Source organism: Shigella sp. SIG3 (genome assembly GCF_053555855.1).
In genome coordinates, this window is sequence record NZ_JBQZXE010000001.1 from 42,219 (window position 1) to 68,381 (window position 26,163).

The window sequence follows — 26,163 nt, forward strand, 5'->3', positions numbered from 1 at the left end:
TTCGCTGAAACGCAATTTAGTCAGTGATGGGATTATTTGATCTGCCACAGTTTATAGCGAAATAGTTACTTATTCTGGGCACATGAACATTGCCGGTTCCCCTGTAAGTCGGGTAATAACAACACTCATATAAAGAATAAGGTTTTTACAACCAAAAAAGAAGGTCGTTATGAATCGTTTTATTATGGCCAACAGTCAGCAATGTCTGGGTTGTCATGCTTGTGAAATCGCCTGTGTCATGGCTCACAATGATGAGCAACATGTCCTGAGCCAACACCATTTTCATCCCCGAATTACGGTTATCAAACATCAGCAGCAACGTAGTGCAGTGACCTGTCACCATTGTGAAGATGCGCCCGTAGCTGCCCTAATGGCGCAATCAGCCACGTTGATGACAGCATTCAGGTCAATCAGCAAAAGTGTATTGGCTGTAAATCCTGCGTGGTGGCCTGTCCGTTTGGTACGATGCAAATCGTCCTGACACCCGTCGCGGCAGGAAAAGTAAAAGCCACGGCGCATAAATGCGACCTTTGTGCAGGGCGCGAAAACGGTCCTGCCTGTGTCGAGAATTGCCCGGCGGACGCGCTGCAACTGGTCACTGACGTCGCACTCTCCGGCATGGCGAAATCCCGCCGCTTGCGCACCGCACGTCAGGAGCATCAACCGTGGCATGCCAGTACCGCTGCACAAGAAATGCCGGTAATGAGTAAAGTCGAACAAATGCAGGCAACGCCCGCGCGTGGCGAGCCGGATAAACTGGCGATTGAAGCGCGCAAAACCGGTTTTGATGAAATTTATCTGCCATTTCGCGCCGACCAGGCACAACGGGAAGCCTCGCGCTGCCTTAAGTTCGGCGAGCACAGCGTTTGTGAATGGACCTGCCCGCTGCATAACCATATTCCGCAGTGGATTGAACTGGTGAAAGCCGGAAACATCGACGCCGCCGTCGAGCTTTCTCACCAGACCAACACCCTGCCGGAAATTACCGGACGCGTTTGTCCGCAAGACCGTTTGTGTGAAGGTGCCTGTACTATTCGCGATGAGCACGGCGCGGTAACTATCGGCAACATTGAACGCTATATTTCAGATCAGGCGTTGGCGAAAGGTTGGCGTCCTGACTTAAGTCATGTCACCAAAGTGGACAAGCGGGTGGCGATTATCGGGGCAGGTCCGGCAGGGCTGGCCTGTGCGGATGTTCTGACCCGCAATGGCGTGGCGGTGACGGTGTACGATCGCCATCCAGAAATCGGTGGCTTGCTCACTTTCGGCATTCCTTCTTTCAAACTGGATAAATCCCTGCTGGCACGCCGTCGGGAAATCTTCAGCGCGATGGGGATTCACTTCGAACTCAATTGTGAAGTGGGTAAAGATGTCTCTTTGGATTCGCTTTTGGAACAATACGACGCGGTCTTCGTTGGCGTAGGCACTTACCGTTCCATGAAAGCGGGTTTACCCAATGAAGATACGCCGGGCGTTTATGACGCGCTGCCGTTCATCATTGCCAACACTAAACAGGTGATGGGGCTCGAAGAGCTACCGGAAGAGCCGTTTATCAATACCGCCGGACTTAACGTCGTGGTACTGGGCGGCGGCGACACCGCGATGGACTGTGTGCGTACTGCGCTGCGCCACGGCGCGAGTAACGTCACCTGCGCTTATCGTCGTGATGAAGCTAACATGCCAGGCTCGAAGAAAGAGGTGAAGAACGCCCGCGAAGAGGGGGCCAACTTCGAATTTAACGTCCAGCCGGTGGCGCTTGAGCTGAATGAGCAAGGTCACGTTTGCGGAATTCGTTTCCTGCGCACGCGTCTTGGCGAGCCGGATGCCCAGGGGCGTCGGCGACCTGTACCGATTGAGGGCAGTGAATTTGTCATGCCAGCCGATGCGGTGATTATGGCGTTTGGCTTCAATCCACACGGGATGCCGTGGCTGGAGTCGCACGGTGTAACGGTAGACAAATGGGGCCGCATCATCGCGGATGTGGAAAGCCAGTACCGTTACCAGACCACCAATCCGAAAATCTTCGCCGGTGGCGACGCCGTGCGTGGTGCGGATCTGGTGGTTACCGCAATGGCAGAAGGACGTCATGCGGCACAGGGGATTATTGACTGGCTGGGGGTAAAATCAGTCAAATCTCACTGATAGCCTGCGCAGACAAACCCGACTTCACAGCGTAATATAATTGTTCATTTCGCGCTGTGGAGTCGGTATGACGCAACAAATCACCCTCATTAAAGACAAAATTCTCTCCGATAACTATTTCACCCTGCACAACATTACTTACGATCTCACGCGCAAAGATGGTGAAGTTATCCGCCATAAACGTGAAGTTTACGATCGCGGTAATGGTGCGACGATCCTCCTGTACAACGCGAAGAAAAAGAGCGTGGTTCTGATTCGTCAGTTCCGTGTCGCTACCTGGGTTAATGGCAATGAAAGCGGGCAGCTGATTGAAACCTGCGCCGGGCTGCTGGATAACGACGAACCGGAAGTGTGCATTCGTAAAGAAGCGATTGAAGAGACGGGCTATGAAGTGGGCGAAGTGCGCAAATTATTTGAACTGTATATGTCGCCTGGCGGTGTGACTGAGCTAATCCACTTTTTTATCGCCGAATACAGTGACAATCAGCGCGCTAACGCCGGTGGCGGTGTTGAAGATGAAGATATTGAAGTGCTCGAGCTGCCGTTCAGCCAGGCGCTGGAGATGATCAAAACCGGCGAGATACGTGACGGTAAGACGGTGTTATTGCTTAACTATTTGCAAATGTCACATTTAATGGACTGAAAAATAGCAATAATATTTCGTTGTTTATTATTGGCTCAATCCGACAAATCCGATTGAGCCGCGCTACCTGCGCAACGAAGATACGACTTGTGCTGTTTGTTTGAACTTCTGGGGTCGTACCGTCCATGCGCTATCGCATTTTCCTTCTCTTTTTTTTCGCTTTGTTGCCGACGTCTTTGGTGTGGGCGGCACCAGCGCAACGGGCGTTTTCCGACTGGCAGGTCACCTGTAATAATCAAAATTTTTGTGTGGCGCGCAATACGGGCGATCATAATGGACTGGTGATGACCCTGAGCCGCAGCGCTGGGGCGCATACCGATGCCGTTTTACGTATTGAGCGCGGTGGGTTGAAGTCGCCGGATGCGTCTGAAGGGGAGATAGCGCCACGGCTGCTATTAGATGGTGAGCCGTTGGCATTAAGTGGTGACAAGTGGCGGATTTCACCATGGTTATTAGTAACCGATGATACGGCAACCATCACCGCGTTTTTGCAGATAATTCAGGAAGGGAAGGCGATCACCTTACGCGACGGCAATCAGACCATTTCTCTGAGCGGCTTAAAAGCGGCGTTGTTGTTTATTGATGCTCAGCAAAAGCGCGTTGGCAGTGAAACCGCGTGGATCAAGAAAGGGGACGAACCGCCTCTCAGCGTACCGCCCGCGCCTGCGCTGAAAGAGGTCGCGGTGGTTAACCCAACGCCGACGCCACTCTCACTCGAAGAACGTAACGATTTGCTGGATTATGGAAACTGGCGGATGAATGGTCTGCGCTGCTCGCTTGATCCGTTACGTCGTGAGGTGAATGTCACTGCGCTGACCGATGATAAAGCACTGATGATGATTAGCTGTGAGGCAGGGGCCTATAACACCATTGATTTGGCATGGATTGTGTCGCGTAAAAAGCCGCTAGCCTCGCGCCCGGTTCGGTTGCGTTTGCCGTTCAACAACGGTCAGGAGACGAATGAACTGGAACTGATGAACGCAACATTTGATGAGAAATCGCGTGAACTGGTGACCTTAGCGAAAGGGCGCGGATTAAGCGATTGTGGCATTCAGGCGCGCTGGCGCTTTGACGGTCAGAGTTTTCGCCTGGTGCGTTACGCCGCAGAACCTACCTGCGATAACTGGCATGGGCCAGACGCCAGGCCCACGTTGTGATCACCCGTTAAACAAAATCGCAGATGCGGCCCTAAAAAGCGCACGGACCGTCCCCTCGCCCTTCTGGGGAGAGGGTTAGGGTGAGGGGAACATACAGCATCCGGCGATCACCATCAGGCACCTTTCACTCCCAGCACCTTATGCGCTTTTGCCACAATATTCTCGGCGGTAAAGCCAAAGAACGGGAACAGCTTATCCGCCGGAGCAGATTCCCCGTAACCCGTCATCCCGACAATTGCCCCTTTCAGACCAACATACTTGTACCAGTAATCGGCAATACCTGCTTCCACCGCCACGCGAGCCGCAACGTTAGAAGGCAACACCGACTCCCGATATTCCTCATCCTGGGCGTCGAAAATATCGGTCGAGGGCAGGGAAACTACGCGTACATTGCGACCTTCTCCTGCTAATTTCTCTGCCGCTTGCAGGGTAATTTCCATCTCTGAACCGGTGGCAATCAGAATAATATCTGGCTTACCGCCGCTGTCTTTCAGCACATAACCGCCACGAGCAATCTCTTTAACCTGATCCGGCGTACGTTCCACCTGGGCCAGATTCTGCCTTGAGAGGATCAGTGCCGTCGGTCCGTTGTGGCGCTCAACCGCCAGCTTCCAGCCCACCGCCGCTTCCACCTGATCGCACGGTCGCCAGGTGCTGAAATTTGGCGTTAAGCGCAGGCTGGCCAGTTGCTCAACAGCCTGGTGCGTCGGACCATCTTCGCCCAGGCCAATTGAGTCGTGGGTATAAACCATAATCTGCCGCGCTTTCATCAGTGCCGCCATCCGCGCGGCGTTACGGGCGTATTCAACAAACATCAGGAACGTCGCGGTATACGGCACAAAGCCGCCGTGGTGCGCGATGCCGTTGGCGATAGCGGTCATGCCAAATTCACGCACCCCGTAGTGAATGTAGTTGCCCGCCGGATCTTCCTTCAGCGAAACAGAACCTTTCCAGATGGTCAGGTTGCTGGGAGCCAGATCCGCCGAACCGCCGAGCAACTCAGGCAGCATCGGCCCGTAAGCGTTAAGCGTATTTTGCGAAGCCTTACGGGTAGCGATTTTCGCCGGATTTGCCTGTAACTCATTGATATATTTCTGAGTCGTTTTCTCCCAGTCCTTCGGTAAACCACCGCTCATCCGTCGGGTAAACTCTTCTGCCAGTTGCGGATGAGCCTTTTTATAGGCGGCAAACTTCTCATTCCAGCTCTGCTGCGCTTTTTCGCCTTTTTCACGGGCATCCCAGGCGTGATAAATCTCTTTAGGGATCTCAAATGGCGGATGGTGCCAGCCCAGTTTTTGCCGTGCCAGCGCCACTTCTTCTTCCCCCAGTGGTGCGCCGTGCGCCTCTTCCTTACCTGCTTTATTCGGCGAACCAAAGCCAATCACCGTACGGCAGATAATCAGCGACGGCTTATCTTTCACGCTTTGCGCTTCAAGGATCGCTTCCTTCACCGCCTGCGGATCGTGACCGTCGATTTCATGGATCACATGCCAGTGATAGGCTTCAAAACGTTTTGCCGTATCGTCGGTAAACCAGCCTTCTGTTTCACCGTCGATGGAAATACCGTTGTGATCGTAAAAACCAATCAGCTTGCCTAGTCCCAGCGTGCCTGCCAGCGAACAGACTTCGTGGGAAATACCTTCCATCAGGCAGCCGTCGCCCATAAACACATAGGTGAAGTGATCGACGATCTCATGGTCTGGCTGGTTAAACTGCGCCGCCAGTGTACGCTCTGCTATCGCCAGCCCGACGGCGTTCGCCAAACCTTGTCCAAGCGGGCCGGTGGTGGTTTCAACGCCTGGCGTATAGCCAATCTCCGGGTGGCCTGGGGTTTTCGAATGCAACTGACGGAAGTTCTTCAGTTCTTCCAGCGGCAGGTCGTAACCGGTCAGATGTAGCAAACTGTAGAGCAGCATCGACGCGTGACCGTTGGAAAGAATAAAGCGGTCGCGATCATACCAGGTTGGGTCGGTAGGATTATGTTTAAGAAAATCGTTCCACAGCACTTCGGCAATATCAGCCATGCCCATCGGCGCGCCGGGATGACCAGAATTGGCTTTTTGTACCGCATCCATACTGAGTGCGCGAATCGCATTGGCAAGGTCTTTTCGGGACATATAACACTCCGTGGCTGGTTTATAGTTTGGCGGCAAGAAGATCTTCCAGTTTGCGTTGATCAACAGCGAACAGACGAATGCCTTCAGACAGTTTTTCTACCGCCATCGCATCCTGATTGTGCTCCCAACGGAACTCCGCTTCGCTCATGGGTGCTGGGCGTGGGAACGTCTGAGAAGGCGGGATTAATTTACGTACCACTGGAGAAACTTTTTCCTGCAGCTCCTTCAGCAAATTCGGTGCGATAGTCAGTCGATCGCAGCCGGTTAAGGCGAGGATTTGTTCGGTGCGACGGAAGCTCGCGCCCATCACAATGGTTTCATAGTGGTGTTGCTTATAGTAGTCGTAGATATTGCGCACCGATTTAACGCCCGGATCTTCTTCCACCACATACGGGTCCATCGGCTTGCGTGCCTGATACCAGTCATAAATACGCCCTACAAACGGCGAAATCAGAAAAACGCCTGCTTCCGCACAGGCCCGCGCCTGGGCAAAAGAAAACAGCAGCGTCAGGTTGCAGTTAATACCTTCTTTTTCCAGCTCTTCGGCCGCGCGAATTCCTTCCCAGGTCGAAGCCAGTTTGATCAAAATGCGTGATTTCTCAACGCCTTGTTGCTGATACAAGTCCACCAGATGGCGCGCCTTCTCAATACTCTTTTCTTTATCAAAAGAGAGGCGTGCATCAACTTCTGTTGACACGCAACCGGGTACGATTTTGAGAATTTCAGCACCGAAATTGACCGCCAGTTTGTCACACGCTGCGACCACCTGTTGTTCCTGGGTCTTGCCATTTTTTTTACCCCAGGCGATAGCATCGTCTATTAAATGCTCATATTGTGATAATCCGGCAGCCTTGAGTAACAGCGAAGGATTGGTGGTGGCATCCAGGGGATGATAATGGCGAATGGACTCAATATCGCCGCTGTCTGCCACGACAGTGGTGAACTGTTTGATGCCGTCTAACTCGTTCATAGGAAATACTCCTTGAAAAGTAAAGTGTTAGATGAGTGCGTTAATTCACACTTCTGAGAAATTTCGCTAAACGCATCAAAAAAGCATAGCAGACAGGCATGGTATTGCTGGATTAAGCAGGTAATATCAGTGTTATAGGATTGTTACCAAAACATTATATTAATGGTGAGAGTTTGGACTTGCTCAAAGTCTGTAGACTCCGGCAGGGTAATAATGTGCGCCACGTTGTGGGCAGGGGCTGTTGCCCACACACTTTATTTGTGAACGTTACGTGAAAGGAACAACCAAATGGATGACCAGTTAAAACAAAGTGCACTTGATTTCCATGAATTTCCAGTTCCAGGGAAAATCCAGGTTTCTCCAACCAAGCCTCTGGCAACGCAGCGCGATCTGGCGCTGGCCTACTCACCAGGCGTTGCCGCACCTTGTCTTGAAATCGAAAAAGACCCGCTAAAAGCCTACAAATATACCGCGCGCGGTAACCTGGTTGCGGTGATCTCTAACGGTACGGCGGTGCTGGGGTTAGGCAACATTGGCGCGCTGGCAGGCAAACCGGTGATGGAAGGCAAGGGCGTTCTATTTAAGAAATTCGCTGGGATTGATGTATTTGACATTGAAGTTGATGAACTCGACCCGGACAAATTTATTGAAGTCGTCGCCGCGCTCGAACCGACCTTCGGCGGCATCAACCTCGAAGACATTAAAGCGCCAGAATGTTTCTATATTGAACAGAAACTGCGCGAGCGGATGAATATTCCGGTATTCCACGACGATCAGCACGGCACGGCAATCATCAGCACTGCCGCCATCCTCAACGGCTTGCGCGTGGTGGAGAAAAACATCTCCGACGTGCGGATGGTGGTTTCCGGCGCGGGTGCCGCAGCAATCGCCTGTATGAACCTGCTGGTAGCGCTGGGGCTGCAAAAACATAACATCGTGGTTTGCGATTCAAAAGGCGTTATCTATCAGGGGCGTGAGCCAAATATGGCGGAAACCAAAGCCGCATATGCGGTGGTGGATGACGGCAAACGTACCCTCGATGATGTGATTGAAGGTGCGGATATTTTCCTGGGCTGTTCCGGCCCGAAAGTGCTGACCCAGGAAATGGTGAAGAAAATGGCTCGGGCACCAATGATCCTGGCGCTGGCGAACCCGGAACCGGAAATTCTGCCGCCGCTGGCGAAAGAAGTGCGTCCGGATGCCATCATCTGTACCGGCCGTTCCGACTACCCGAACCAGGTGAACAACGTTCTTTGCTTCCCGTTCATCTTCCGTGGCGCGCTTGACGTTGGCGCAACCGCCATCAACGAAGAGATGAAACTGGCGGCGGTACGCGCGATTGCAGAACTGGCCCATGCAGAACAGAGTGAAGTGGTGGCTTCAGCGTATGGCGTTCAGGATCTGAGCTTTGGTCCGGAATACATCATTCCAAAACCGTTTGATCCGCGCTTGATCGTTAAGATCGCTCCTGCGGTCGCAAAAGCGGCGATGGAGTCGGGCGTGGCGACGCGTCCGATTGCTGATTTCGACGTCTACATCGACAAGCTGACTGAGTTCGTTTACAAAACCAACCTGTTTATGAAGCCGATTTTCTCCCAGGCTCGCAAAGCGCCGAAGCGCGTAGTTCTGCCGGAAGGGGAAGAGGCGCGCGTTCTGCATGCGACTCAGGAACTGGTAACGCTGGGACTGGCGAAACCGATCCTTATCGGTCGTCCGAACGTGATCGAAATGCGCATTCAGAAACTGGGCTTGCAGATCAAAGCGGGCGTTGATTTTGAAATCGTCAATAACGAATCCGATCCGCGCTTTAAAGAGTACTGGACCGAATACTTCCAGATCATGAAGCGTCGCGGTGTCACTCAGGAACAGGCGCAGCGTGCGCTGATCAGTAACCCGACAGTGATCGGCGCGATCATGGTTCAGCGTGGGGAAGCCGATGCAATGATCTGCGGTACGGTGGGCGATTATCATGAACATTTTAGCGTGGTGAAAAATGTCTTTGGTTATCGCGATGGCGTTCACACCGCAGGTGCAATGAACGCGCTGCTGCTGCCGAGTGGTAACACCTTTGTTGCCGATACCTACGTCAATGACGAACCAGACGCAGAAGAGCTGGCGGAGATCACCTTGATGGCGGCAGAAACTGTCCGTCGTTTTGGTATTGAGCCGCGCGTTGCTCTGTTGTCGCACTCCAACTTTGGTTCTTCTGACTGCCCGTCGTCGAGCAAAATGCGTCAGGCGCTGGAACTGGTCAGGGATCGTGCGCCAGATCTGATGATTGATGGTGAAATGCACGGCGATGCAGCGCTGGTGGAAGCGATTCGCAACGACCGTATGCCGGACAGCCCTTTGAAAGGTTCTGCCAATATTCTGGTGATGCCGAACATGGAAGCTGCCCGCATTAGTTACAACTTACTGCGCGTTTCCAGCTCGGAAGGTGTGACTGTCGGTCCGGTGCTGATGGGCGTGGCGAAACCGGTTCACGTGTTAACGCCGATCGCATCGGTGCGTCGTATCGTCAATATGGTGGCGCTGGCCGTGGTTGAAGCGCAAACCCAACCGCTGTAATTCATTCTTAACTCTCACGCTTACCCTGAATATTCAGGGTAAGCGGTTTTCCTGAAATATATTAGCAAAGCTTATTACTGAGTTTGCGAATAATAAAAAAATCAGTATATAAAATATCTCGATATTATTTTATTTATATTCATGCGTCGCATATGAAAGTTTATTCATAACAGTAAATATCTCTCCATTCTTAGTGATCTACCTCACCTTTTAAACGCGCTTGCCGAATTTTGTTATTTACTCTGACGAAAAATTGTCACGATACACGAAAGTTTTTCACAGGCGGCGACTCATGGATAAAGAACGCATCATTCAGGAATTTGTGCCCGGCAAACAGGTCACACTGGCGCATCTCATCGCGCATCCCGGTGAGGAACTGGCGAAGAAAATCGGCGTTCCGGATGCGGGCGCAATTGGCATTATGACGCTAACTCCCGGCGAAACGGCGATGATCGCCGGTGATTTAGCGCTGAAAGCCGCTGATGTGCATATCGGTTTTCTCGACCGCTTCAGCGGTGCATTGGTGATTTATGGCTCGGTGGGCGCAGTAGAAGAAGCGTTATCACAAACCGTCAGCGGTTTAGGTCGCTTATTAAATTATACGCTTTGTGAAATGACCAAAAGTTAATACGAGGCATTCATGAAACGAATTGCGTTTGTGGGTAGCGTCGGGGCAGGAAAAACAACGTTATTTAATGCGTTGCAGGGGAATTATACCCTCGCCAGAAAAACACAGGCCGTGGAATTTAATGATAAGGGCGATATTGATACGCCGGGTGAATATTTTAGCCATCCCCGCTGGTATCACGCCTTAATTACCACGCTACAGGATGTAGACATGCTGATCTATGTCCATGGCGCAAATGACCCGGAAAGTCGGTTGCCTGCCGGGTTGCTGGATATTGGCGTCAGCAAACGGCAAATCGCCGTCATCAGTAAAACGGACATGCCAGATGCTGACGTCGCCGCAACGCGAAAGTTATTGCTTGAGACGGGTTTCGAAGAGCCGATTTTCGAGCTAAACAGCCACGACCCGCAAAGCGTGCAGCAACTGGTGGATTATCTGGCATCTCTCACCAAACAGGAGGAAGCAGGTGAAAAAACTCATCACAGCGAATGATATTCGTGAAGCACACGCGCGCGGCGAACAGGCAATGTCCGTGGTTCTGCGCGCCAGCATTATTACCCCGGAAGCCCGTGAAGTGTCGGATCTACTGGGTTTTACCATCACCGAATGTGATGAATCGATCCCGGTAACGGCGTCCGTGCCCGCCAGCGTGCCAGCCGACAAAACCGAAAGCCAGCGCATCCGCGAAACCATCATTGCCCAGCTGCCGGAAGGCCAGTTTACCGAAAGCCTGGTCGCACAGCTGATGGAAAAAGTGATGAAGGAAAAACAGTCGCTGGGCGATTTTGTCGTCGCCAGCGCCGGGCCGCACCTCGAATCCGTGATCGCCGGTCACGGAGCCGGGGCGCAAACCCTTTCTGAACAACGGCTGTGTCGGGTACTGAATATCGATATCGGCGGTGGCACCGCGAACTACGCCCTGTTCGATGCCGGAAAAATCAGCGGCACTGCCTGTCTCAACGTCGGTGGTCGCCTGCTGGAAACCGACAGCCAGGGGCGCGTGGTTTACGCTCATAAACCGGGGCAGATGATTGTGGATGAGTGCTTCGGTGCAGGCACTGACGCCCGTTCGCTGACCGGCGCGCAGCTGGTGCAGGTTACCCGGCGGATGGCGGCGCTGATTGTCGAAGTGATTGACGGAACGCTTTCGCCGCTCGCGCAGGCATTGATGCAAACCGGTTTGCTGCCCGCAGGTGTTACGCCCGAAATCATTACGCTTTCTGGAGGTGTGGGCGAATGTTATCGCCACCAGCCCGCCGACCCATTCTGTTTTGCCGATATTGGCCCACTTCTGGCAACGGCGCTGCATGACCATCCGCGCCTGCGTGAGATGAATGTGCAGTTTCCGGCGCAAACCGTATGCGCCACGGTGATTGGCGCGGGTGCACATACCCTTTCGCTCTCTGGCAGCACAATCTGGCTGGAGGGCGTACAACTGCCGCTGCGCAATTTGCCGGTGGCGATCCCGATTGATGAAACGGATCTGGTGAGTGCCTGGCAACAGGCGCTGCTTCAGCTGGATCTTGATCCCAAAACTGACGTGTACGTGCTGGCGCTTCCCGCCTCGCTGCCTGTGCGTTACGCCGCGGTACTGACGGTCATCAACGCGCTGGTCGATTTCGTCGCGCGTTTTCCGAATCCGCATCCCCTGCTGGTGGTGGCCGGGCAGGACTTTGGTAAAGCTCTGGGCATGTTGTTGCGCCCACAGCTACAACAACTCCCGTTGGCAGTCATTGACGAAGTGATTGTCCGCGCGGGGGACTATATCGACATTGGTACGCCTCTTTTTGGCGGATCGGTTGTGCCGGTGACGGTGAAATCACTCGCATTTCCTTCCTGAATACGGTAGTTATCAGGTATGGTGCTTGGTGGCTGGGTGTTAGTGGGATTATATCCGGCAGTGTATCCGGTTAAGGTGATTGGTCTGGCAAGATGATTGGATGCTTTTGTGGTGAAAAATGTTTTGGTGTTTTAGCATAACCCTGAAGAAAGAATAAAAATAAAAAGGAAAAAACCAAAACCAGAACAGAAGAGAACCGGAAAGAGAAGAAAAGAGAAAATGAAAAATAAAAACCAAAAAAGAAAGAATACTTAAATCTTCGCATGTTCTTCGGGTGGTACGCAAGTTTGCTAGTCTGACTGCACAATAAATTTTCGCTTAGAAAATAATAAGTTACATAATATTCTGCTTTTTTAGATAAATATAACCCGAAAAAATCATTGTTAATCTTATGCATTTATTATTTGATTGTAAGTTGTGATTATTATAATTTAGTTATTGTTAGTATGTTTTATAATGCTGGATGGGTGATGCCTCTAATTAGTTGAATCTGATGTATAATACGGGCTTTTGAGGTTATCTCATGACCAGCGTTAATATTCATTGTCCCCGTTGTCAGTCAGCTCAGGTTTACCGCCATGGTCAGAACCCTAAAGGCCGTGACAGACTTCGCTGCCGTGACTGCCACCGTGTGTTTCAGTTCACTTATACTTATCAAGCACGTAAGCCGGGTATGAAAGAGCTGATAACTGAAATGGCCTTTAATGGTGCCGGGGTTCGCGATACCGCCAGGACACTGAAAATTGGTAGTAACACCGTCATCCGGACTTTAAAAAACTCGCGCCAAAGCGAATAACTTCTTCGCCTGTTGCCCATGCTGATGTGGCGTTTATCTGCGAGCTTGATGAGCAATGGAGCTACGTTGGCAGTAAAGCCCGGCAACATTGGCTCGGGTACGCGTACAACACCAAAACAGGCGGTGTACTGGCCTACACTTTTGGTCCCCGAACCGATCAAACGTGCCGGGAGCTACTGGCACTGCCACCCTTCAACATCGGCATGCTGACCAGCGATGACTGGGGCAGCTATGGCCGGGAGGTGCCGAAGAATAAGCATCTGACCGGCAAAATATTCACCCAACGCATTGAGCGTAATAATCTGACGCTACGCACCCGCATTAAGCGGTTGGGTCGTAAAACAATCTGCTTCTCACGCTCAGTTGAGATCCACGAAAAAGTGATCGGAGCGTTTATCGAAAAACACATGTTCTACTAATTGGATGCACTACCCAGTATGTAACTGGGTTTGTCCATAAAATGCACCTTACTCAGTTGGTGTCCAACTTTTGGGGTGCAGTTCAGAAGGACGGGATTTTACGGTGCACCGGATAAATTTAAAACTGCCTGATACTGAATGTATGAGGTTTCGTAATGCTCAATTCCCCTAGTACCGTTTTGTAGATCTCCATACTTCCACTAGTATTTATTTGCAAAGTTCCTATATTTGAGGAGTTTAATAAATTTAGCTGTCCCAAGTGATTTTTAATAGAGATAGCCTGATCATGTGCAGGATTAATAAATTTTATATCCGGTGCAACTGCTTCAAAAAAATTCTGAACAATTGGATAGTGAGTACAGCCGAGAATAATTTCATTTACTGGATGGAGGGAAATTAAATGGTTAACATGTTTTTTGATGTCATTCAAGATTGCAGGAGCATTAAGATTACCTTCCTCAATTAACATTGCAAGATTTTTGCTTGGTTCTCCAAATACATTTATTGTTGAATTCAATTTTTTTATTAGCTCTTTGTGACACCCCGTTTTAATAGTAAACTCGGTAGCGATAATACCAACATTTTTATATTGCTGGCGAATCACATCTTCTACTGCAGGTTCAATGATGGATAAGATAGGAAACGGAAAGCTCTTAGCATATCCGCTGTATTTTTCGGATTCCAAAGTTGAGGATATAGTATTACATGCGACAGCAACTAGTTTGACATTCCTTGACTGTAAAAAAGTCAGCATTTTTTTAGTCAAACTGATGATATCATCGGCAGAACGGTTGCCATAAGGTGCATTCATATTATCTCCACAATAGATAATATCTTCACCAGGAAGCAAATTAATTATTTCCTTTACCGATGTCAATCCACCTACACCTGAGTCTATTACACCAATTGGAGATTCAGCACTAAACATATTTAACCTCATCTTTTGTAGCTTATGGAAAATTTAATTACTAGTTCTTTTTTCCCAAGAAAATGGTTCGAAATCAGAGTTTGGATCTTTCCAGTCAGATTTTCGGAAGGCGTAAATTAATATTGGAATTAATAAAAATAGGGCAACTAATACTAACAAATAAAGAACATAGCTGGTTGGACTACCAGTTGGGATTTGCTCGGGCGGAATAAAACTTAATACAAAAGCCAGAAAAGACCCTAAGAATCCAAGTGTTGCCCAGAAAAATAAAGCAGGGGCTCGATATGGGCGTTTTGTATCAGGTTGAGAATGTCGTAGATAGATAGCACTAGCGAACATGAGCATATACATAACTAAATAGAGCATAACTGTTAACTGTGATAAAATCTGAAAAGCTGCTTGAACTGAAGGCATTATCACAAAAGTAACAGAAAGAACTGAGACAATTATACCTTGTACAAACATTAGATGGTGCCCCATTCCATGACGATTGGTTTTTTGGAAAAACTTAGGTAAATAACCAGCTTTCGCGATCGCTAATACACCTGTATTAGGCCCTGCAATCCAAGTAACCACCCCACCCAGTACGCCAATTGCTAGCATAAATGCCATCACAGAGCCAAGCCATGGCACTCCAGCCCATTCGAACAGCATATCGTAGGCAACCAACAAACTTTGAGTTAGACTAATTTTATCTGTAGGAATAATAAAGGCGACCCCTAAAGTACTGAGCAGGAATATTGCAATAGTACCTATAGAAGCGATGGTAATTGCAATTGGGTATTTTTTAGTTGGATTATCTAAATCGTTAACATGGACCGCATTCATTTCCATCCCTGCATAAGCAAGAAATATGCTGGCGGCAAGAACAATATTCTGGAAGTTAGCTATATTAGGGAAAAGATCACCCCAACCTAATGGGATCACCGCTGGTTTACCGCTGAACCACAGATAGGAGAAACCAAGAATAACAAGGATAATAGCTGGAATAATTGTCCCTATAATACCGCACCACTTAGATACCTGCGAGAAAATACCAACGCCACGTAATGCAACACAAATAGCTCCCCAGTAAACAAATAGTACGAAAAATAAAATATACCATTTATTACTGGCAATTGATTCTGCCACCCCCATATCAACATCAATAAATGCAACAGAGACTGCACCAAATGTCAGTACTGTTGGAAAGTAGGGGATGACTTGTAGCCAGGTCATAAGCATTCCTACAAAACCCCAGCGAGCCCCAAATGCTTCTCCTATCCATCGAAATGCCCCCCCTTTTTGTGGATATGTTGTAGCTAGCTCAGCCGCAACAAAGGCAACAGGTACTAAAAACATAATTGCAGCAAAGGTATAGTAAAAAATGGCACCTAAGCCGTATTCTGCTTCAGAAGGTATAAATCGTAGACTTACTACAGCAGTTATATTCATGATAGCGAGTGTCCCCACTGTCATTTTCTTACTTTTGGGTGCGATATTAGCATTAGACATTTTTATACTCTCGAATATTTTTAAAATAGAAACATATAATTACGATGTAAATATAAAAACTAATATTAACTTTAACACTTATCTTAAAAACACTAACGCAATCTGCTTTACAAAAATAAGTAATACCTAAAGTCGTAACGACACCAATAGTGTTTTCATCGACATGCTTCAAAACCTCTTTAGCATTCATTATCAGGTGATGATCATCAAGTGGAATTTCACACAATTTCACATCACAGTAACGGCAGAATTTATGCCAGCATATTTGCACAGGATCGCAAATCAGGTTCGGTTGATTTACCTTGTACTTCGCGTTTTTTACACCACTGCCATTTTAACGCCAAGCGGCCGAGCATAGCAGCTTCAGATGAACCAATGGTTGAGCAACCTAAGGTGTGTCGCGAATCGGGGAAACTCCACGAATCGGAAAGCATACGCACACAGCGACCTTCAGGTTCCGCCATTTGTGGATATTCATCTTTATAAATCATGTTTTTATCAATAGCTAAATTAAGCAACTCACGGATTTCATCATCAAGCCATGTTTGACAGAAAGTAGCTAAGTTTTGTCGTGAATCCCCATCAAGGATGAGCTCATCACGTATGGCGCTGAATACATTTCGAGATTTCTTCTCATCTACACGCAAATGATATTTATGCAATATAAATGAAAGCTCAAGTGAGCTATGAATATCGACTGCTTCTCTATAACAAGAATTACCTGATTTATTTTTCATAATAAACGCCACTCAATACAATCAGATTAAACATTACAAACACAATCTGGATTTTGCAATTTTAAAACTATCAATTTTAGATATATTTTAATTAATATAAAACCATAAACATATCAAAAAATTACTTTATTATGGTCATGGTAGATGTGTTTCAATGCCAACCTGGTCTATTCCTACATATGTGAGAGCATATTTACAAAAAAATCGTTATTGTGATTTCAACGGTGATGCTGAAGTGGCACACTAAATTTGGCCACCTGAACAGAGGTGATATGCTCACCTCAGAACAACATGACGTGGTGTTATTCTGCTCAGTACTGTTCTGGCAATGAATCCAGCCAGTCCTCTGCATCTTCCTTGTAACACTCGTAGATGCAGTAATTGGTGAAACTGATGTATTTGGTTAGTAACTCTGCTTCGTTGTTCCTGTGCGCTCTTCTGGCCTGCTTACGTAGTTGTTTCGCTTCTGCCCGCTGGCCTTCGAGTATCTCCAGCCTGTCTGCAATATCTTGCTTCATGTTCAGCTCCTCGCGCGCGCATAGTACTTGTCCGAAAATTAATCGCCCGTCCCATCATTAATATCGATTCCCACGCTGTGTAACTGGCTATGAATGTCTCTGCGAATGAGAATTAAACGCTTGATGAACTCCATTTCCTCCGCGCTCTGGTTGCTCGGCCCCGATTTCATGTCGATGATTTTATTGATAGTTCCAAGCGAATATTCAGCCCACAGACGAAGCGTTTAGCGCTTCATGGCCTGTTTGCTCAGTGGCGAATGTTTCAGGTCTAAGACATGTTCTGCGAGGGTCTTAGCGATGCCCTGCATGATGCGTAGTGCCAACATGATGATTTTCTCCGGACTTGTGCTAATATAGTTCCCGAACATTGTTTCGAGACTGCTTATCCTGTTTGTCTTGTCCGATTTGTTCATTGGTCACATTGTTAAGTCAGCCGGGGTAATTCCCGGCTTTCTTTTATCCGATCAGTACCGAATCCCTATCGCATTGAATACGCGTTTCCGTTGCTCAGCTTCAGGATCGGTGGCCATTTCTGGTTCTGGCTCCGGCATAGACGGGGCGGCATCAAAATGCTCAATTTCACGACCGAAATACGAGTTCAGGTCAATACCTGCCGAACTATCCACTCCATCAAAATAGCGACGCTGTTCCTCGGTGAGACAGCTACCCAGACGTTCCTCAACCTGCGCCATAAACTCAACATCCGGTGAGAAGTACTCATCGGGATTCGGAGCACCGCTCTGTTTGTGCATCTCCATTTTCTCTGCGTTCGTTTTTAGCCCGGCAATGCGTTTCTCCAGTCCGGCGGCTTTAATAGCGTCAGCAACGATTTGTGGGATCTGCGGTTTAATTGTTTCGATAACTTCATTACTGATTAATTTAAACTGGGCCATACGGATCGCTTTAATCTGTTTATTTAGCAGTGCGCGTTCCCCTTCGTTGGCGGTTTTATCACGCTGTGCTACCAGTTCAGCGCCTTTATTTGCCAGTACCTCAAATGCGTCCATTATCTTTCCCCCCTTTTTTCGATTATTTAAAAGCGCTTATTGACACGCCAAAACGACGACTTAATTAGCAAATGAGTCGCCGCTTTGCAGTGCCTTCCATATCTTCCGGCATTTCAGACTGAAGTTTATCAGCTACTTCATCAACAAGTGGACGAACCGTTTCCACGAACTTGTCCGCAATATAATCAGCAGAACGCATCACTTTCTCATGGAATTCCTCACGGCGTTCCTGGGCGGCTGATTTAGGGGCTGTCGTGCGCTGAAAATAACTGTCTAATGAATGCATGGTATTTACTACTGTGTTTATAGTGATTGTTCAATTAATTGCGGTTGAAGCCATTGTGTGTGGCCCAGCCGAATAAGTTTGCGGACGTTTTTATGTATCCGGCGGTGCTTTTCTTTCGGCATCAGGCGAATATTCTTGATGCGGTTATCCTGTTTGTCCAAATTAACGTGGTGCACTTCATATAATGTCTCGTCATAAGCGCCGTATGTGTATACATAGCAGGCTTTCTGATAGGTGAGTGTCACTTTGAATTTACCTTCATGTACCGTTACAACCAAATGCCCTTTATTGGTCATGCTGCCTTTGATAACGTCTTTTGTTTCACGGCTAAACAATAAACCCGCTTCAGGGTCATAAATCCATCTGCGCCGCATAATATCGGCACAGCGTTCTAATCTTTCGATATTGGTCATGATGTTTACCTCAAAATGTGATGCGTGATTATTATCGTTCTGTTCTGTACAACCATTCTTTGCATTCGTGCTCCCAGAATAATTGGCGAGTACCGCGTGGGGTAAATGGCAAAGGGACTCCGGTTGATGGTTTTTTTAGCCAGCGCCTCAGCGTTCTGGTCGATACATTCGCCATTGCTGCGAACTGTTCTAATGTTATTGCTTTCATAAATACCTCGATACGAAAAAGAAGCCGCCCCACGGAGGAAAGAAGAAGCAAATTTTGAATTTCCGTGAGGCGGTGGATTCCGATTCCCTGAACCCATTACCCATGTGATACTTAATATTATAAACCTTATTTTTTCTGTTAACATTTTTGGCCATATATTGACAGCGGTTTTTGTTAGCAAAAAGTGCTATTTATTAAATCATCAAAGCAATAAAAGATTATTTGCACCCGCAAGGTAATGGCGGGATAATATTAGCGAGGGTTAGCCGCCCTCGACCTCAAAGTGATCTGTTAATAACTACAACGATATGTCTCTATTTCCCGCTTCTCCGGCGGGTTTTTTTTGCCTGCAAATCACCACATCAGAATTAATTAAATTGATACCGTTTAAAACGCTCCCAATCGCAATATAACGGCCTTAACTTCTGGCTATGCATTTGCTCAGGTGTGATCAAATTGATTCGTCAGGCGTGGAATAAGGCAATAAAAACGGGCATTGCGCCCGCTTGTGTTCACTGCATCGAAAATAACTTATCCATAATTCTTTTCTCCTATTCCCTGCACATCATTTCGGCACGGTCCCGATCTTCCTGTGTCGGATTAAAGTCCGGCGTTCTGTATCTGTTGCCTGAAATATACCGTGCATGATTGCGGCGACCTGAACGCGGCATTATCCAGTATTCGATGTTCTCACGCGTGGCAATGAGTAAACCATCTTCTACAAGCGTATTCAGGGCGTGCCATAGCTGCTTGTAAGTAACGTAACCTTCACCGACAAGATAATCCAGTGCGCACGACAATCCGCTTACTGTTAACTCTTTGGCGGCGAAATTTGGGTGTTCAGAAAGGAAATACTCCTGACCCTGTTTGCTGAATACCCAAAGGATCTGGCGGCGCAATTCTTCAACGTCCTGGCTATAAGCGTGATTGATATGTCTTTCAGCTACGAAAGCGCGGCCTTGTTTCCTGATTAGCCCATTACTAACCATCGTCATGAGTGAGCGGCGGGCGGCGTCAACCTGGACGCGGGTAACATTGCCACCATAAACGAGATCTGCGGCTTGTCGTGCGGTGATTGATTCGTTTTTTGCCAGATAGTCGAGGATCTGCCGTTGTTGTTCTGATATGCGCATGATGTGTAACCCCCTGATTTTCACAATAAACTTATCTCTTTTCTGCTTAATGTATGTATCTATTATGCGCTCAATATCGAGGCGGGGCAATGTTGCGATCAGTCCTGATCGCCACCATTCAGGCGAGTGAGAAAAATTTAATGAAATCGCATCGATTTTAAGCGCTCTCAATCGCTCTGTGGCGACGTTAAGTTTTCAGGTAAGCAAGTTAGCGCTTATGTGTGTTCATCGCGTTCTATGGGCCATTCCTTTCGAATTTGGCGCGGTCATGATAGTTCGCGGTGATCGGCGGCGGGGATAAAGTTTCCTGAGTGATCACTTAAGCCTGCTGTGCGTCGTGTGAGTGTGCTGTCTGCACCTGGCTATACGCTGCTTTGCTGCTGTTTCCTGTCTGGTCTGTATACGCGATAAAAACCATTGGTCTTGCAGTGTGGCGGTGTCGTTGGTTTTTATTGAGCGCGTAGCGCGATAGAAGGTGCGCTCTCAGATGTTTATGTGTCTACCTATGGTGAGCGCTCCGTGCCTTACGTCGTTTCATTGAGCATTGGCCCCAGGAGACGAGCGAAGCGAAGCTCTCCCCACTGCTAAGCTGGTTTTGTTTTTATCCTGCATGCTATTCCGCTTAAGCCAGCTAGTTAATTCGTCAAGGAATGATTTAAAGAGTCCTTTAACATTATGGTCACAATCCGAACAGCTTTATCGTGAGGATTTGACCTAGCCGAGCGGCAATGAGCGTAGTCCTGCTGCACAGAAGTTAAGGTCTGCTCTGGAGGTTATCAGGACGTAAGCACTAGTCTCATGATTCCGCCGAAAAGACGAAAAATCTTGGCGCTGATCTGTATTTATTATTTCTCTGTATTTATTACTTTGGGCCGCAAAAATGCGGCTAGTGAGTGGGCAAATTTGCGGCTAGTGAGTGGGCAAAAATGCCCACCTATTTTTTTTCAGCGTCAAAATCATGGCAAAATCATGACCTTTCTGGATGCTTCTTGAACAGTAATCACGCTTTTTCTTGCACTAACCAATTGAATAATAAAAGGTTCTGGCAAATAGGACCGCATTTTTGCGGCTTATTTTGCTTGCAGCCAGCGCCACGTCTGGGTTTGAGCTATCACTATCAAACTGGTTGTAACCGCGATGTGATTATTAGTTTATTGAGGTAATGATCTGATTATCTGACATGAAAAAAGGGGCATTTGCCCCCCTTTGCTGACCCGCTGCCTAGTGTACCAGGTAGCTGACTTTTGCTTCTCTTTCGTGCTGCTGTGCCGTCATTGAGGCCTCTTCTGCTGTGCCTTTTGACGGGATTCGCAGTCTGTAGGTTTTTCCACATTTGCCCCTCAGTGCCTGGCGCATTTCCTGGATAAGTCCCAGCTTTCTCAACGCTTCCAGGTGGCGATCTATCGTGTCAACGCTCTTACCTAACGCTTTTGCCATTTTGGTGCGGGAATACCAAATCTCATATTTGTCGTTACCGCGATACCTGCACTTGGATACCATCCACGTATATAGCTTTAACTCATCGCCTTTCAGCTTGTGAAACAGCCCGCTTTTGAAGAGGTAAGCCATAGCGTTATTGACGGCTGGAAGGTTGCGATAATCGTTTTGCTGGTCTTCCGTTTCCACCTGTTCCCGCTCTTCAGGCAACTGCTCCTCTTTACTATCAAAACGCAAATCTTCTTCCGCTTCTTCGTTAAACCATGAAGTCGGCTTGTCTGTGTTGGCTTTCGCTACTGGCTTGGGCATTGCCAGCGGGTGGCGGCATTCTTCTTGCTGCGCTGTGATTTGTTGTCTTTGCAGCTCCTTGAACTCGGCAATAGCCGCCGCTTTATTCTGTTCCTGTTCCTGTTCCTGTTCCTGTTCCTGTTCCTGTTCCTGTTCCTGTTCCTGTTCCTGTTCCTGTTCCTGTTCCTGCTCCTGCTCCTGCTCCTGCTCCTGCTCCTGCGCTGGTTCTGCATTGGCTAGCGCTGGCTCTTCATTGGCTGGCGACAAGATTTGATCTATGCGCACGAATCCAGTTGCTGGCTTGTATTCCCAGCGATACCCATCGAAGCGGATGATGTTCATGCCATCACGAAAGGCGGCCTGAACCTGTTCCGGAAGGGCTTGGAGTGTTTGAAGTGCTTGGAGTGTTGCAATTTTGTGTTTGACCAGTGTTTCGCCTGGTTTCGCCACGTAGGCGGTTGCTGATTGGTACATGGTATTTTTTTCCTGTGTTGTTTTTGTGTCCCCCTAGTGTGCTGTAGCCTCCAGGGTGTTTTTGTGTTGATCCTATTTTCGATCCCCGATCCACCCTGTTGCAAACACGGCTTTAAGTCATTGATATTTATTCATTTATTCCAACGATACTGGAATAATTGGAATAATTGATCCCATCGGCAAAGACAAAAAAAGCCGGACGAATCCGGAAAAAGTGAATAGTTATTTTGAAGGTGTCCAGTGTTTATCCGGCCTACTCCGGTGGAGTCGTCGGAAAACGTGATTAATCATTCATTACAGTTCAAGCGGATTGATACCATCAGCCAGTATCGAATCAATCGCGTCGGCGTAGTCCTGAAGCATTTGACGGCGCATTTTGAGATAGGCCGCTTGGTTGTAAACTCCCCTAATTCCCTTCGGGACGTGGGCTAGTTGGATCTCAATCCAATCAGGGTTATACCTGCCGCTTTCGTTAAGTGCGGTGCTGAACGTTGTGCGCCAGCCGTGGCCTGTGGCTATTGACTTGTATCCGATACGCTCAAGCGCCTTGAGTATCGCGCTGGCTGATAATGGCTTATCCATGAATCGGCCCGGGAACACGAAAACACTGTATCCGCTGCGTGTGAACTGGTCCTGCAATAGCTCGACCGCCTGCCGTGATAGCGGGACCACATGCGGGCGGCGGGCCTTCATGACTTCAGCGGGCAATGTGATTGTTGCGTCCTCCAGGTTTATCCATTCCCAACGGCACAAACGCAGTTCTGCGGTCCTTAATGCCGTTAATATAAGCAAACGTATTGCCGCCTGAATCTGGACGCTCCCGGCCCTCTCAAGGGCTTTGTAGAAGGCCGGAATTTCACTAATCGGTATCCACGCGTTGTGACCAGGTCGGCGGGCCTTCAGTGCCGTATCAAGATCTGCAACCGGATTCCTCGTTACCAGTTCGGTGATAACGGCAAACTTGAAGATCTCACCGATGCGCTGGCGTAGCTTGCGGGCCTGCTCCGGTGCGGTACGTTCTTTCTTCTGGAGTAATGCCAGCACGTCACGGGCGGTTATATCAACGATTGAACGCTTGCCAAGTACCGGATAAACGTCTTTCTCCAGTGCTGATTTGACCTGCTTTGTATAGCTCTCACTCCAGCCGCCTACCCTGGTAGCCAGCCAGTCCTCCGCTACCGTCTTAAAACCTGCCGCCATGTTGAGTGCATCAATGGCTTTCTCCTTGCGTGCCAAATCCATTGGGTCAATTCCCTGGGCTATCAGTAAACGGCTCTCTGTGGCGCGTTTGCGGGCTTCCTTGAGGCTAATCAGCGGATATACCCCAATAGCCTGTAACCGCTCTTTCTTGTCTATCCAGTACCGGAATCGCCAGTATTTGCTGCCGTTGGGATGCACCAGCAAAAACAGGCCGGGCGTCAGTGAAGCGGTGAGTTTGTATTGCTTGTCCTTTGGTTGTGCGGCGTCTATGGCCTTTGCTGTGAGTGGTGTTTTGCTCAAAACCGGATACCTCGATCTAACGACTCGATAACCCCGCTCATGTATCCGGCGAGTTCGGTTGCGTTCGGCAGGATAAGTAACGGGCGTGTTAAGGAAATCACCTTACATGACAAGGGCTAACGATGAAATAGAATTGTTTGCAGGCTGTGAGAAATGTTACTCATCACTTCTTCCTGAGGGAACGACTTATGAAACTAAAGACCACATTGTTCGGCAATGTATATCAGTTTAAGGATGTAAAAGAGGTGCTGGCTAAAGCCAACGAACTGCGTTCGGGGGATGTGCTGGCGGGCGTTGCAGCGGCAAGCTCACAGGAGCGCGTGGCGGCAAAGCAGGTGTTGTCGGAAATGACCGTAGCGGACATCCGCAATAATCCGGTGATTGCCTATGAAGATGACTGCGTGACGCGGCTGATTCAGGACGACGTTAACGAAACGGCCTACAACCAGATTAAAAACTGGAGCATCAGCGAACTGCGTGAGTATGTGCTGAGCGATGAAACCAGCGTGGACGACATTGCCTTTACCCGCAAAGGGCTGACCTCGGAAGTGGTCGCGGCGATAGCGAAGATTTGCTCCAACGCGGACCTGATCTACGGCGCGAAGAAAATGCCGGTAATCAAAAAGGCCAATACCACCATCGGTATTCCGGGCACCTTTAGCGCCCGTTTGCAGCCGAACGATACCCGTGACGACGTGCAAAGTATCGCTGCGCAAATCTATGAAGGGCTTTCCTTCGGGGTGGGCGATGCGGTGATCGGCGTTAACCCGGTAACTGACGACGTGGAAAACTTAAGCCGCGTGCTGGATACCATTTATGGCGTGATCGACAAATTCAACATCCCAACTCAGGGCTGCGTACTGGCGCACGTCACCACCCAGATCGAAGCGATTCGTCGCGGCGCTCCTGGCGGACTGATTTTCCAGAGTATCTGTGGCAGCGAAAAAGGGCTGAAAGAGTTTGGCGTGGAACTGGCGATGCTCGACGAAGCGCGCGCAGTGGGCGCAGAGTTCAATCGTATCGCCGGGGAAAACTGCCTCTACTTCGAAACCGGACAAGGCTCTGCGCTATCCGCTGGCGCTAACTTCGGCGCTGACCAGGTGACGATGGAAGCACGTAACTATGGGCTGGCGCGTCATTACGATCCGTTTATCGTCAACACCGTGGTTGGCTTTATTGGGCCGGAGTATCTCTACAACGACCGCCAGATTATCCGTGCTGGCTTAGAAGATCACTTTATGGGCAAGCTGAGCGGCATCTCTATGGGCTGTGACGGCTGCTACACCAACCACGCTGACTCTGACCAGAACCTCAACGAAAACCTGATGATCCTGCTCGCCACCGCAGGCTGCAACTACATCATGGGGATGCCGCTGGGTGATGACATCATGCTCAACTACCAGACCACCGCATTCCACGATACCGCCACTGTGCGTCAGTTACTCAACCTGCGCCCGTCACCAGAGTTTGAACGCTGGCTGGAAAGCATGGGCATTATGGCAAACGGTCGCCTGACCAAACGGGCGGGCGATCCGTCACTGTTCTTCTGATGACGCGGAGATAACACATCATGGATCAAAAACAGATTGAAGAAATTGTACGCAGCGTGATGGCGTCAATGGGACAAGCGGCCCCCGCGCCGTCAGAAGCAAAGTGCGCCACCACCAACTGTGCGGCACCGGTGACCTCGGAAAGCTGTGCGCTGGATTTAGGTTCCGCTGAAGCAAAAGCGTGGATTGGTGTTGAAAACCCGCATCGCGCAGACGTATTAACAGAACTGCGCCGCAGCACCGTGGCCCGCGTTTGTACCGGTCGTGCCGGTCCGCGTCCACGTACTCAGGCGCTGCTGCGTTTCTTGGCCGATCACTCTCGTTCGAAAGATACCGTACTGAAAGAAGTGCCGGAAGAGTGGGTGAAAGCGCAGGGCTTGCTGGAAGTACGCTCTGAAATTAGCGACAAAAATCTCTACCTGACTCGCCCGGATATGGGCCGCCGCCTGTGTGCAGAAGCTGTTGAAGCGCTGAAAGCACAGTGTGTTGCTAATCCGGACGTACAGGTCGTTATTTCTGATGGCCTGTCAACTGATGCCATCACCGTCAACTACGAAGAGATCCTGCCGCCGCTGATGGCGGGCCTGAAACAGGCCGGGCTGAAAGTCGGCACGCCATTCTTTGTTCGTTATGGTCGCGTGAAGATTGAAGATCAGATCGGTGAGATCCTCGGCGCGAAAGTGGTGATCCTGCTGGTGGGGGAACGTCCGGGGTTAGGGCAGTCAGAAAGCCTCTCCTGCTACGCCGTTTACTCGCCGCGTATGGCGACCACCGTTGAGGCCGATCGCACCTGTATCTCTAACATTCACCAGGGCGGCACGCCGCCGGTTGAAGCCGCAGCCGTCATTGTGGATTTGGCGAAACGTATGCTGGAGCAGAAAGCATCCGGCATCAACATGACCCGATAAGG

At 49.2% G+C, this 26,163-nt stretch carries 20 protein-coding genes and 2 pseudogenes; 10 read left to right on the forward strand and 12 right to left on the reverse strand.

The window, feature by feature from the left end:
* Positions 1 to 169 precede the first annotated feature (169 nt).
* The 3 genes and pseudogenes from aegA to ACUU1I_RS00200 all read left to right on the forward strand — a co-directional run bounded on the left by aegA (position 170) and on the right by ACUU1I_RS00200 (position 3,942).
* Positions 170 to 2,142 (forward strand): annotated as a pseudogene (aegA, locus tag ACUU1I_RS00190) (formate-dependent uric acid utilization protein AegA).
* A gap of 67 nt (positions 2,143 to 2,209) precedes the next feature.
* Positions 2,210 to 2,785, forward strand: coding sequence for a GDP-mannose pyrophosphatase NudK (gene nudK, locus ACUU1I_RS00195; protein WP_001325569.1), 576 nt, complete (start codon positions 2,210 to 2,212; stop codon positions 2,783 to 2,785).
* Positions 2,786 to 2,910: 125 nt separating this feature from the next.
* The gene (locus ACUU1I_RS00200) at positions 2,911 to 3,942 is read left to right on the forward strand and encodes a DUF1176 domain-containing protein (protein ID WP_001270510.1); all 1,032 of its coding nucleotides are present in this window, start codon (positions 2,911 to 2,913) and stop codon (positions 3,940 to 3,942) included.
* Positions 3,943 to 4,055: 113 nt separating this feature from the next.
* Here the strand turns inward: ACUU1I_RS00200 and tkt are convergent, their stop codons facing one another.
* Entirely contained in the window at positions 4,056 to 6,059 is a 2,004-nt protein-coding gene (tkt, locus tag ACUU1I_RS00205) for a transketolase (RefSeq protein ID WP_000087280.1), read from the reverse strand.
* A gap of 19 nt (positions 6,060 to 6,078) precedes the next feature.
* Positions 6,079 to 7,029: a transaldolase gene (gene tal, locus ACUU1I_RS00210; RefSeq protein WP_001003695.1), complete on the reverse strand. Its 951-nt coding sequence runs from the start codon at positions 7,027 to 7,029 to the stop codon at positions 6,079 to 6,081.
* Between the two features lie 288 nt (positions 7,030 to 7,317).
* Between tal and maeB the strand changes: the two genes are divergently transcribed.
* The 5 genes from maeB to ACUU1I_RS00235 all read left to right on the forward strand — a co-directional run bounded on the left by maeB (position 7,318) and on the right by ACUU1I_RS00235 (position 13,280).
* Positions 7,318 to 9,597, forward strand: a complete 2,280-nt coding sequence (maeB, locus tag ACUU1I_RS00215; RefSeq protein ID WP_000342657.1) for an NADP-dependent oxaloacetate-decarboxylating malate dehydrogenase — start codon at positions 7,318 to 7,320, stop codon at positions 9,595 to 9,597.
* 292 nt (positions 9,598 to 9,889) lie between these two features.
* The gene (eutS, locus tag ACUU1I_RS00220; RefSeq protein WP_000356956.1) at positions 9,890 to 10,225 is read left to right on the forward strand and encodes an ethanolamine utilization microcompartment protein EutS; all 336 of its coding nucleotides are present in this window, start codon (positions 9,890 to 9,892) and stop codon (positions 10,223 to 10,225) included.
* 12 nt (positions 10,226 to 10,237) lie between these two features.
* Positions 10,238 to 10,717: an ethanolamine utilization acetate kinase EutP gene (eutP, locus tag ACUU1I_RS00225; protein WP_000820764.1), complete on the forward strand. Its 480-nt coding sequence runs from the start codon at positions 10,238 to 10,240 to the stop codon at positions 10,715 to 10,717.
* A complete protein-coding gene (gene eutA / locus ACUU1I_RS00230; RefSeq protein WP_000733934.1) occupies positions 10,692 to 12,065 on the forward strand; it encodes an ethanolamine ammonia-lyase reactivating factor EutA in 1,374 nt (457 codons plus the stop codon). Before eutP ends, eutA begins: the two co-directional genes overlap by 26 nt.
* A 523-nt stretch (positions 12,066 to 12,588) precedes the next feature.
* Positions 12,589 to 13,280 (forward strand): IS1 family transposase gene (locus tag ACUU1I_RS00235; protein ID WP_094110509.1). Its coding sequence is split into 2 segments (ribosomal slippage): positions 12,589 to 12,835 and positions 12,835 to 13,280, totalling 693 coding nucleotides; the frame shifts between segments, so codons are not numbered across the junction.
* Positions 13,281 to 13,398: 118 nt separating this feature from the next.
* Here the strand turns inward: ACUU1I_RS00235 and murI are convergent.
* The 10 genes and pseudogenes from murI to ACUU1I_RS00285 form a co-directional block, all read right to left on the reverse strand.
* The gene (gene murI / locus ACUU1I_RS00240; protein WP_000490356.1) at positions 13,399 to 14,208 is read right to left on the reverse strand and encodes a glutamate racemase; all 810 of its coding nucleotides are present in this window, start codon (positions 14,206 to 14,208) and stop codon (positions 13,399 to 13,401) included.
* A gap of 33 nt (positions 14,209 to 14,241) precedes the next feature.
* Complete coding sequence (gene gadC / locus ACUU1I_RS00245; protein ID WP_000063570.1) at positions 14,242 to 15,702, reverse strand: putative glutamine/gamma-aminobutyrate antiporter GadC; 1,461 nt, start codon at positions 15,700 to 15,702, stop codon at positions 14,242 to 14,244.
* A 94-nt stretch (positions 15,703 to 15,796) separates the two neighbouring features.
* Positions 15,797 to 16,439, reverse strand: a pseudogene (locus ACUU1I_RS00250) (pyridoxal-dependent decarboxylase); the annotation flags it as partial.
* A gap of 311 nt (positions 16,440 to 16,750) precedes the next feature.
* Positions 16,751 to 16,957, reverse strand: coding sequence for a hypothetical protein (locus ACUU1I_RS00255; RefSeq protein ID WP_000806589.1), 207 nt, complete (start codon positions 16,955 to 16,957; stop codon positions 16,751 to 16,753).
* A gap of 464 nt (positions 16,958 to 17,421) precedes the next feature.
* A complete protein-coding gene (locus ACUU1I_RS00260) occupies positions 17,422 to 17,964 on the reverse strand; it encodes a hypothetical protein (RefSeq protein ID WP_000338538.1) in 543 nt (180 codons plus the stop codon).
* A gap of 64 nt (positions 17,965 to 18,028) precedes the next feature.
* Entirely contained in the window at positions 18,029 to 18,250 is a 222-nt protein-coding gene (locus ACUU1I_RS00265) for a hypothetical protein (protein ID WP_000555794.1), read from the reverse strand.
* Positions 18,251 to 18,267: 17 nt separating this feature from the next.
* Complete coding sequence (locus ACUU1I_RS00270; RefSeq protein ID WP_000181722.1) at positions 18,268 to 18,663, reverse strand: HNH endonuclease; 396 nt, start codon at positions 18,661 to 18,663, stop codon at positions 18,268 to 18,270.
* Positions 18,664 to 19,422: 759 nt separating this feature from the next.
* Positions 19,423 to 20,175 carry a hypothetical protein gene (locus tag ACUU1I_RS00275; protein ID WP_171769626.1) on the reverse strand — a complete coding sequence of 251 codons (753 nt, stop codon included), beginning with the start codon at positions 20,173 to 20,175 and terminating at the stop codon, positions 19,423 to 19,425.
* A gap of 1,050 nt (positions 20,176 to 21,225) precedes the next feature.
* Entirely contained in the window at positions 21,226 to 22,203 is a 978-nt protein-coding gene (locus ACUU1I_RS00280) for a helix-turn-helix domain-containing protein (protein ID WP_252992186.1), read from the reverse strand.
* A gap of 294 nt (positions 22,204 to 22,497) precedes the next feature.
* Positions 22,498 to 23,703 (reverse strand): tyrosine-type recombinase/integrase, encoded by a 1,206-nt coding sequence (locus ACUU1I_RS00285; protein ID WP_000047768.1) that lies wholly within the window; start codon positions 23,701 to 23,703, stop codon positions 22,498 to 22,500.
* 188 nt (positions 23,704 to 23,891) lie between these two features.
* Between ACUU1I_RS00285 and eutB the strand changes: the two genes are divergently transcribed.
* Both eutB and eutC read left to right on the forward strand, forming a co-directional pair.
* Positions 23,892 to 25,253 (forward strand): ethanolamine ammonia-lyase subunit alpha, encoded by a 1,362-nt coding sequence (eutB, locus tag ACUU1I_RS00290; protein WP_000769945.1) that lies wholly within the window; start codon positions 23,892 to 23,894, stop codon positions 25,251 to 25,253.
* Between the two features lie 20 nt (positions 25,254 to 25,273).
* Positions 25,274 to 26,161, forward strand: coding sequence for an ethanolamine ammonia-lyase subunit beta (eutC, locus tag ACUU1I_RS00295; protein WP_000372316.1), 888 nt, complete (start codon positions 25,274 to 25,276; stop codon positions 26,159 to 26,161).
* The last annotated feature ends 2 nt before the right edge of the window (positions 26,162 to 26,163 follow it).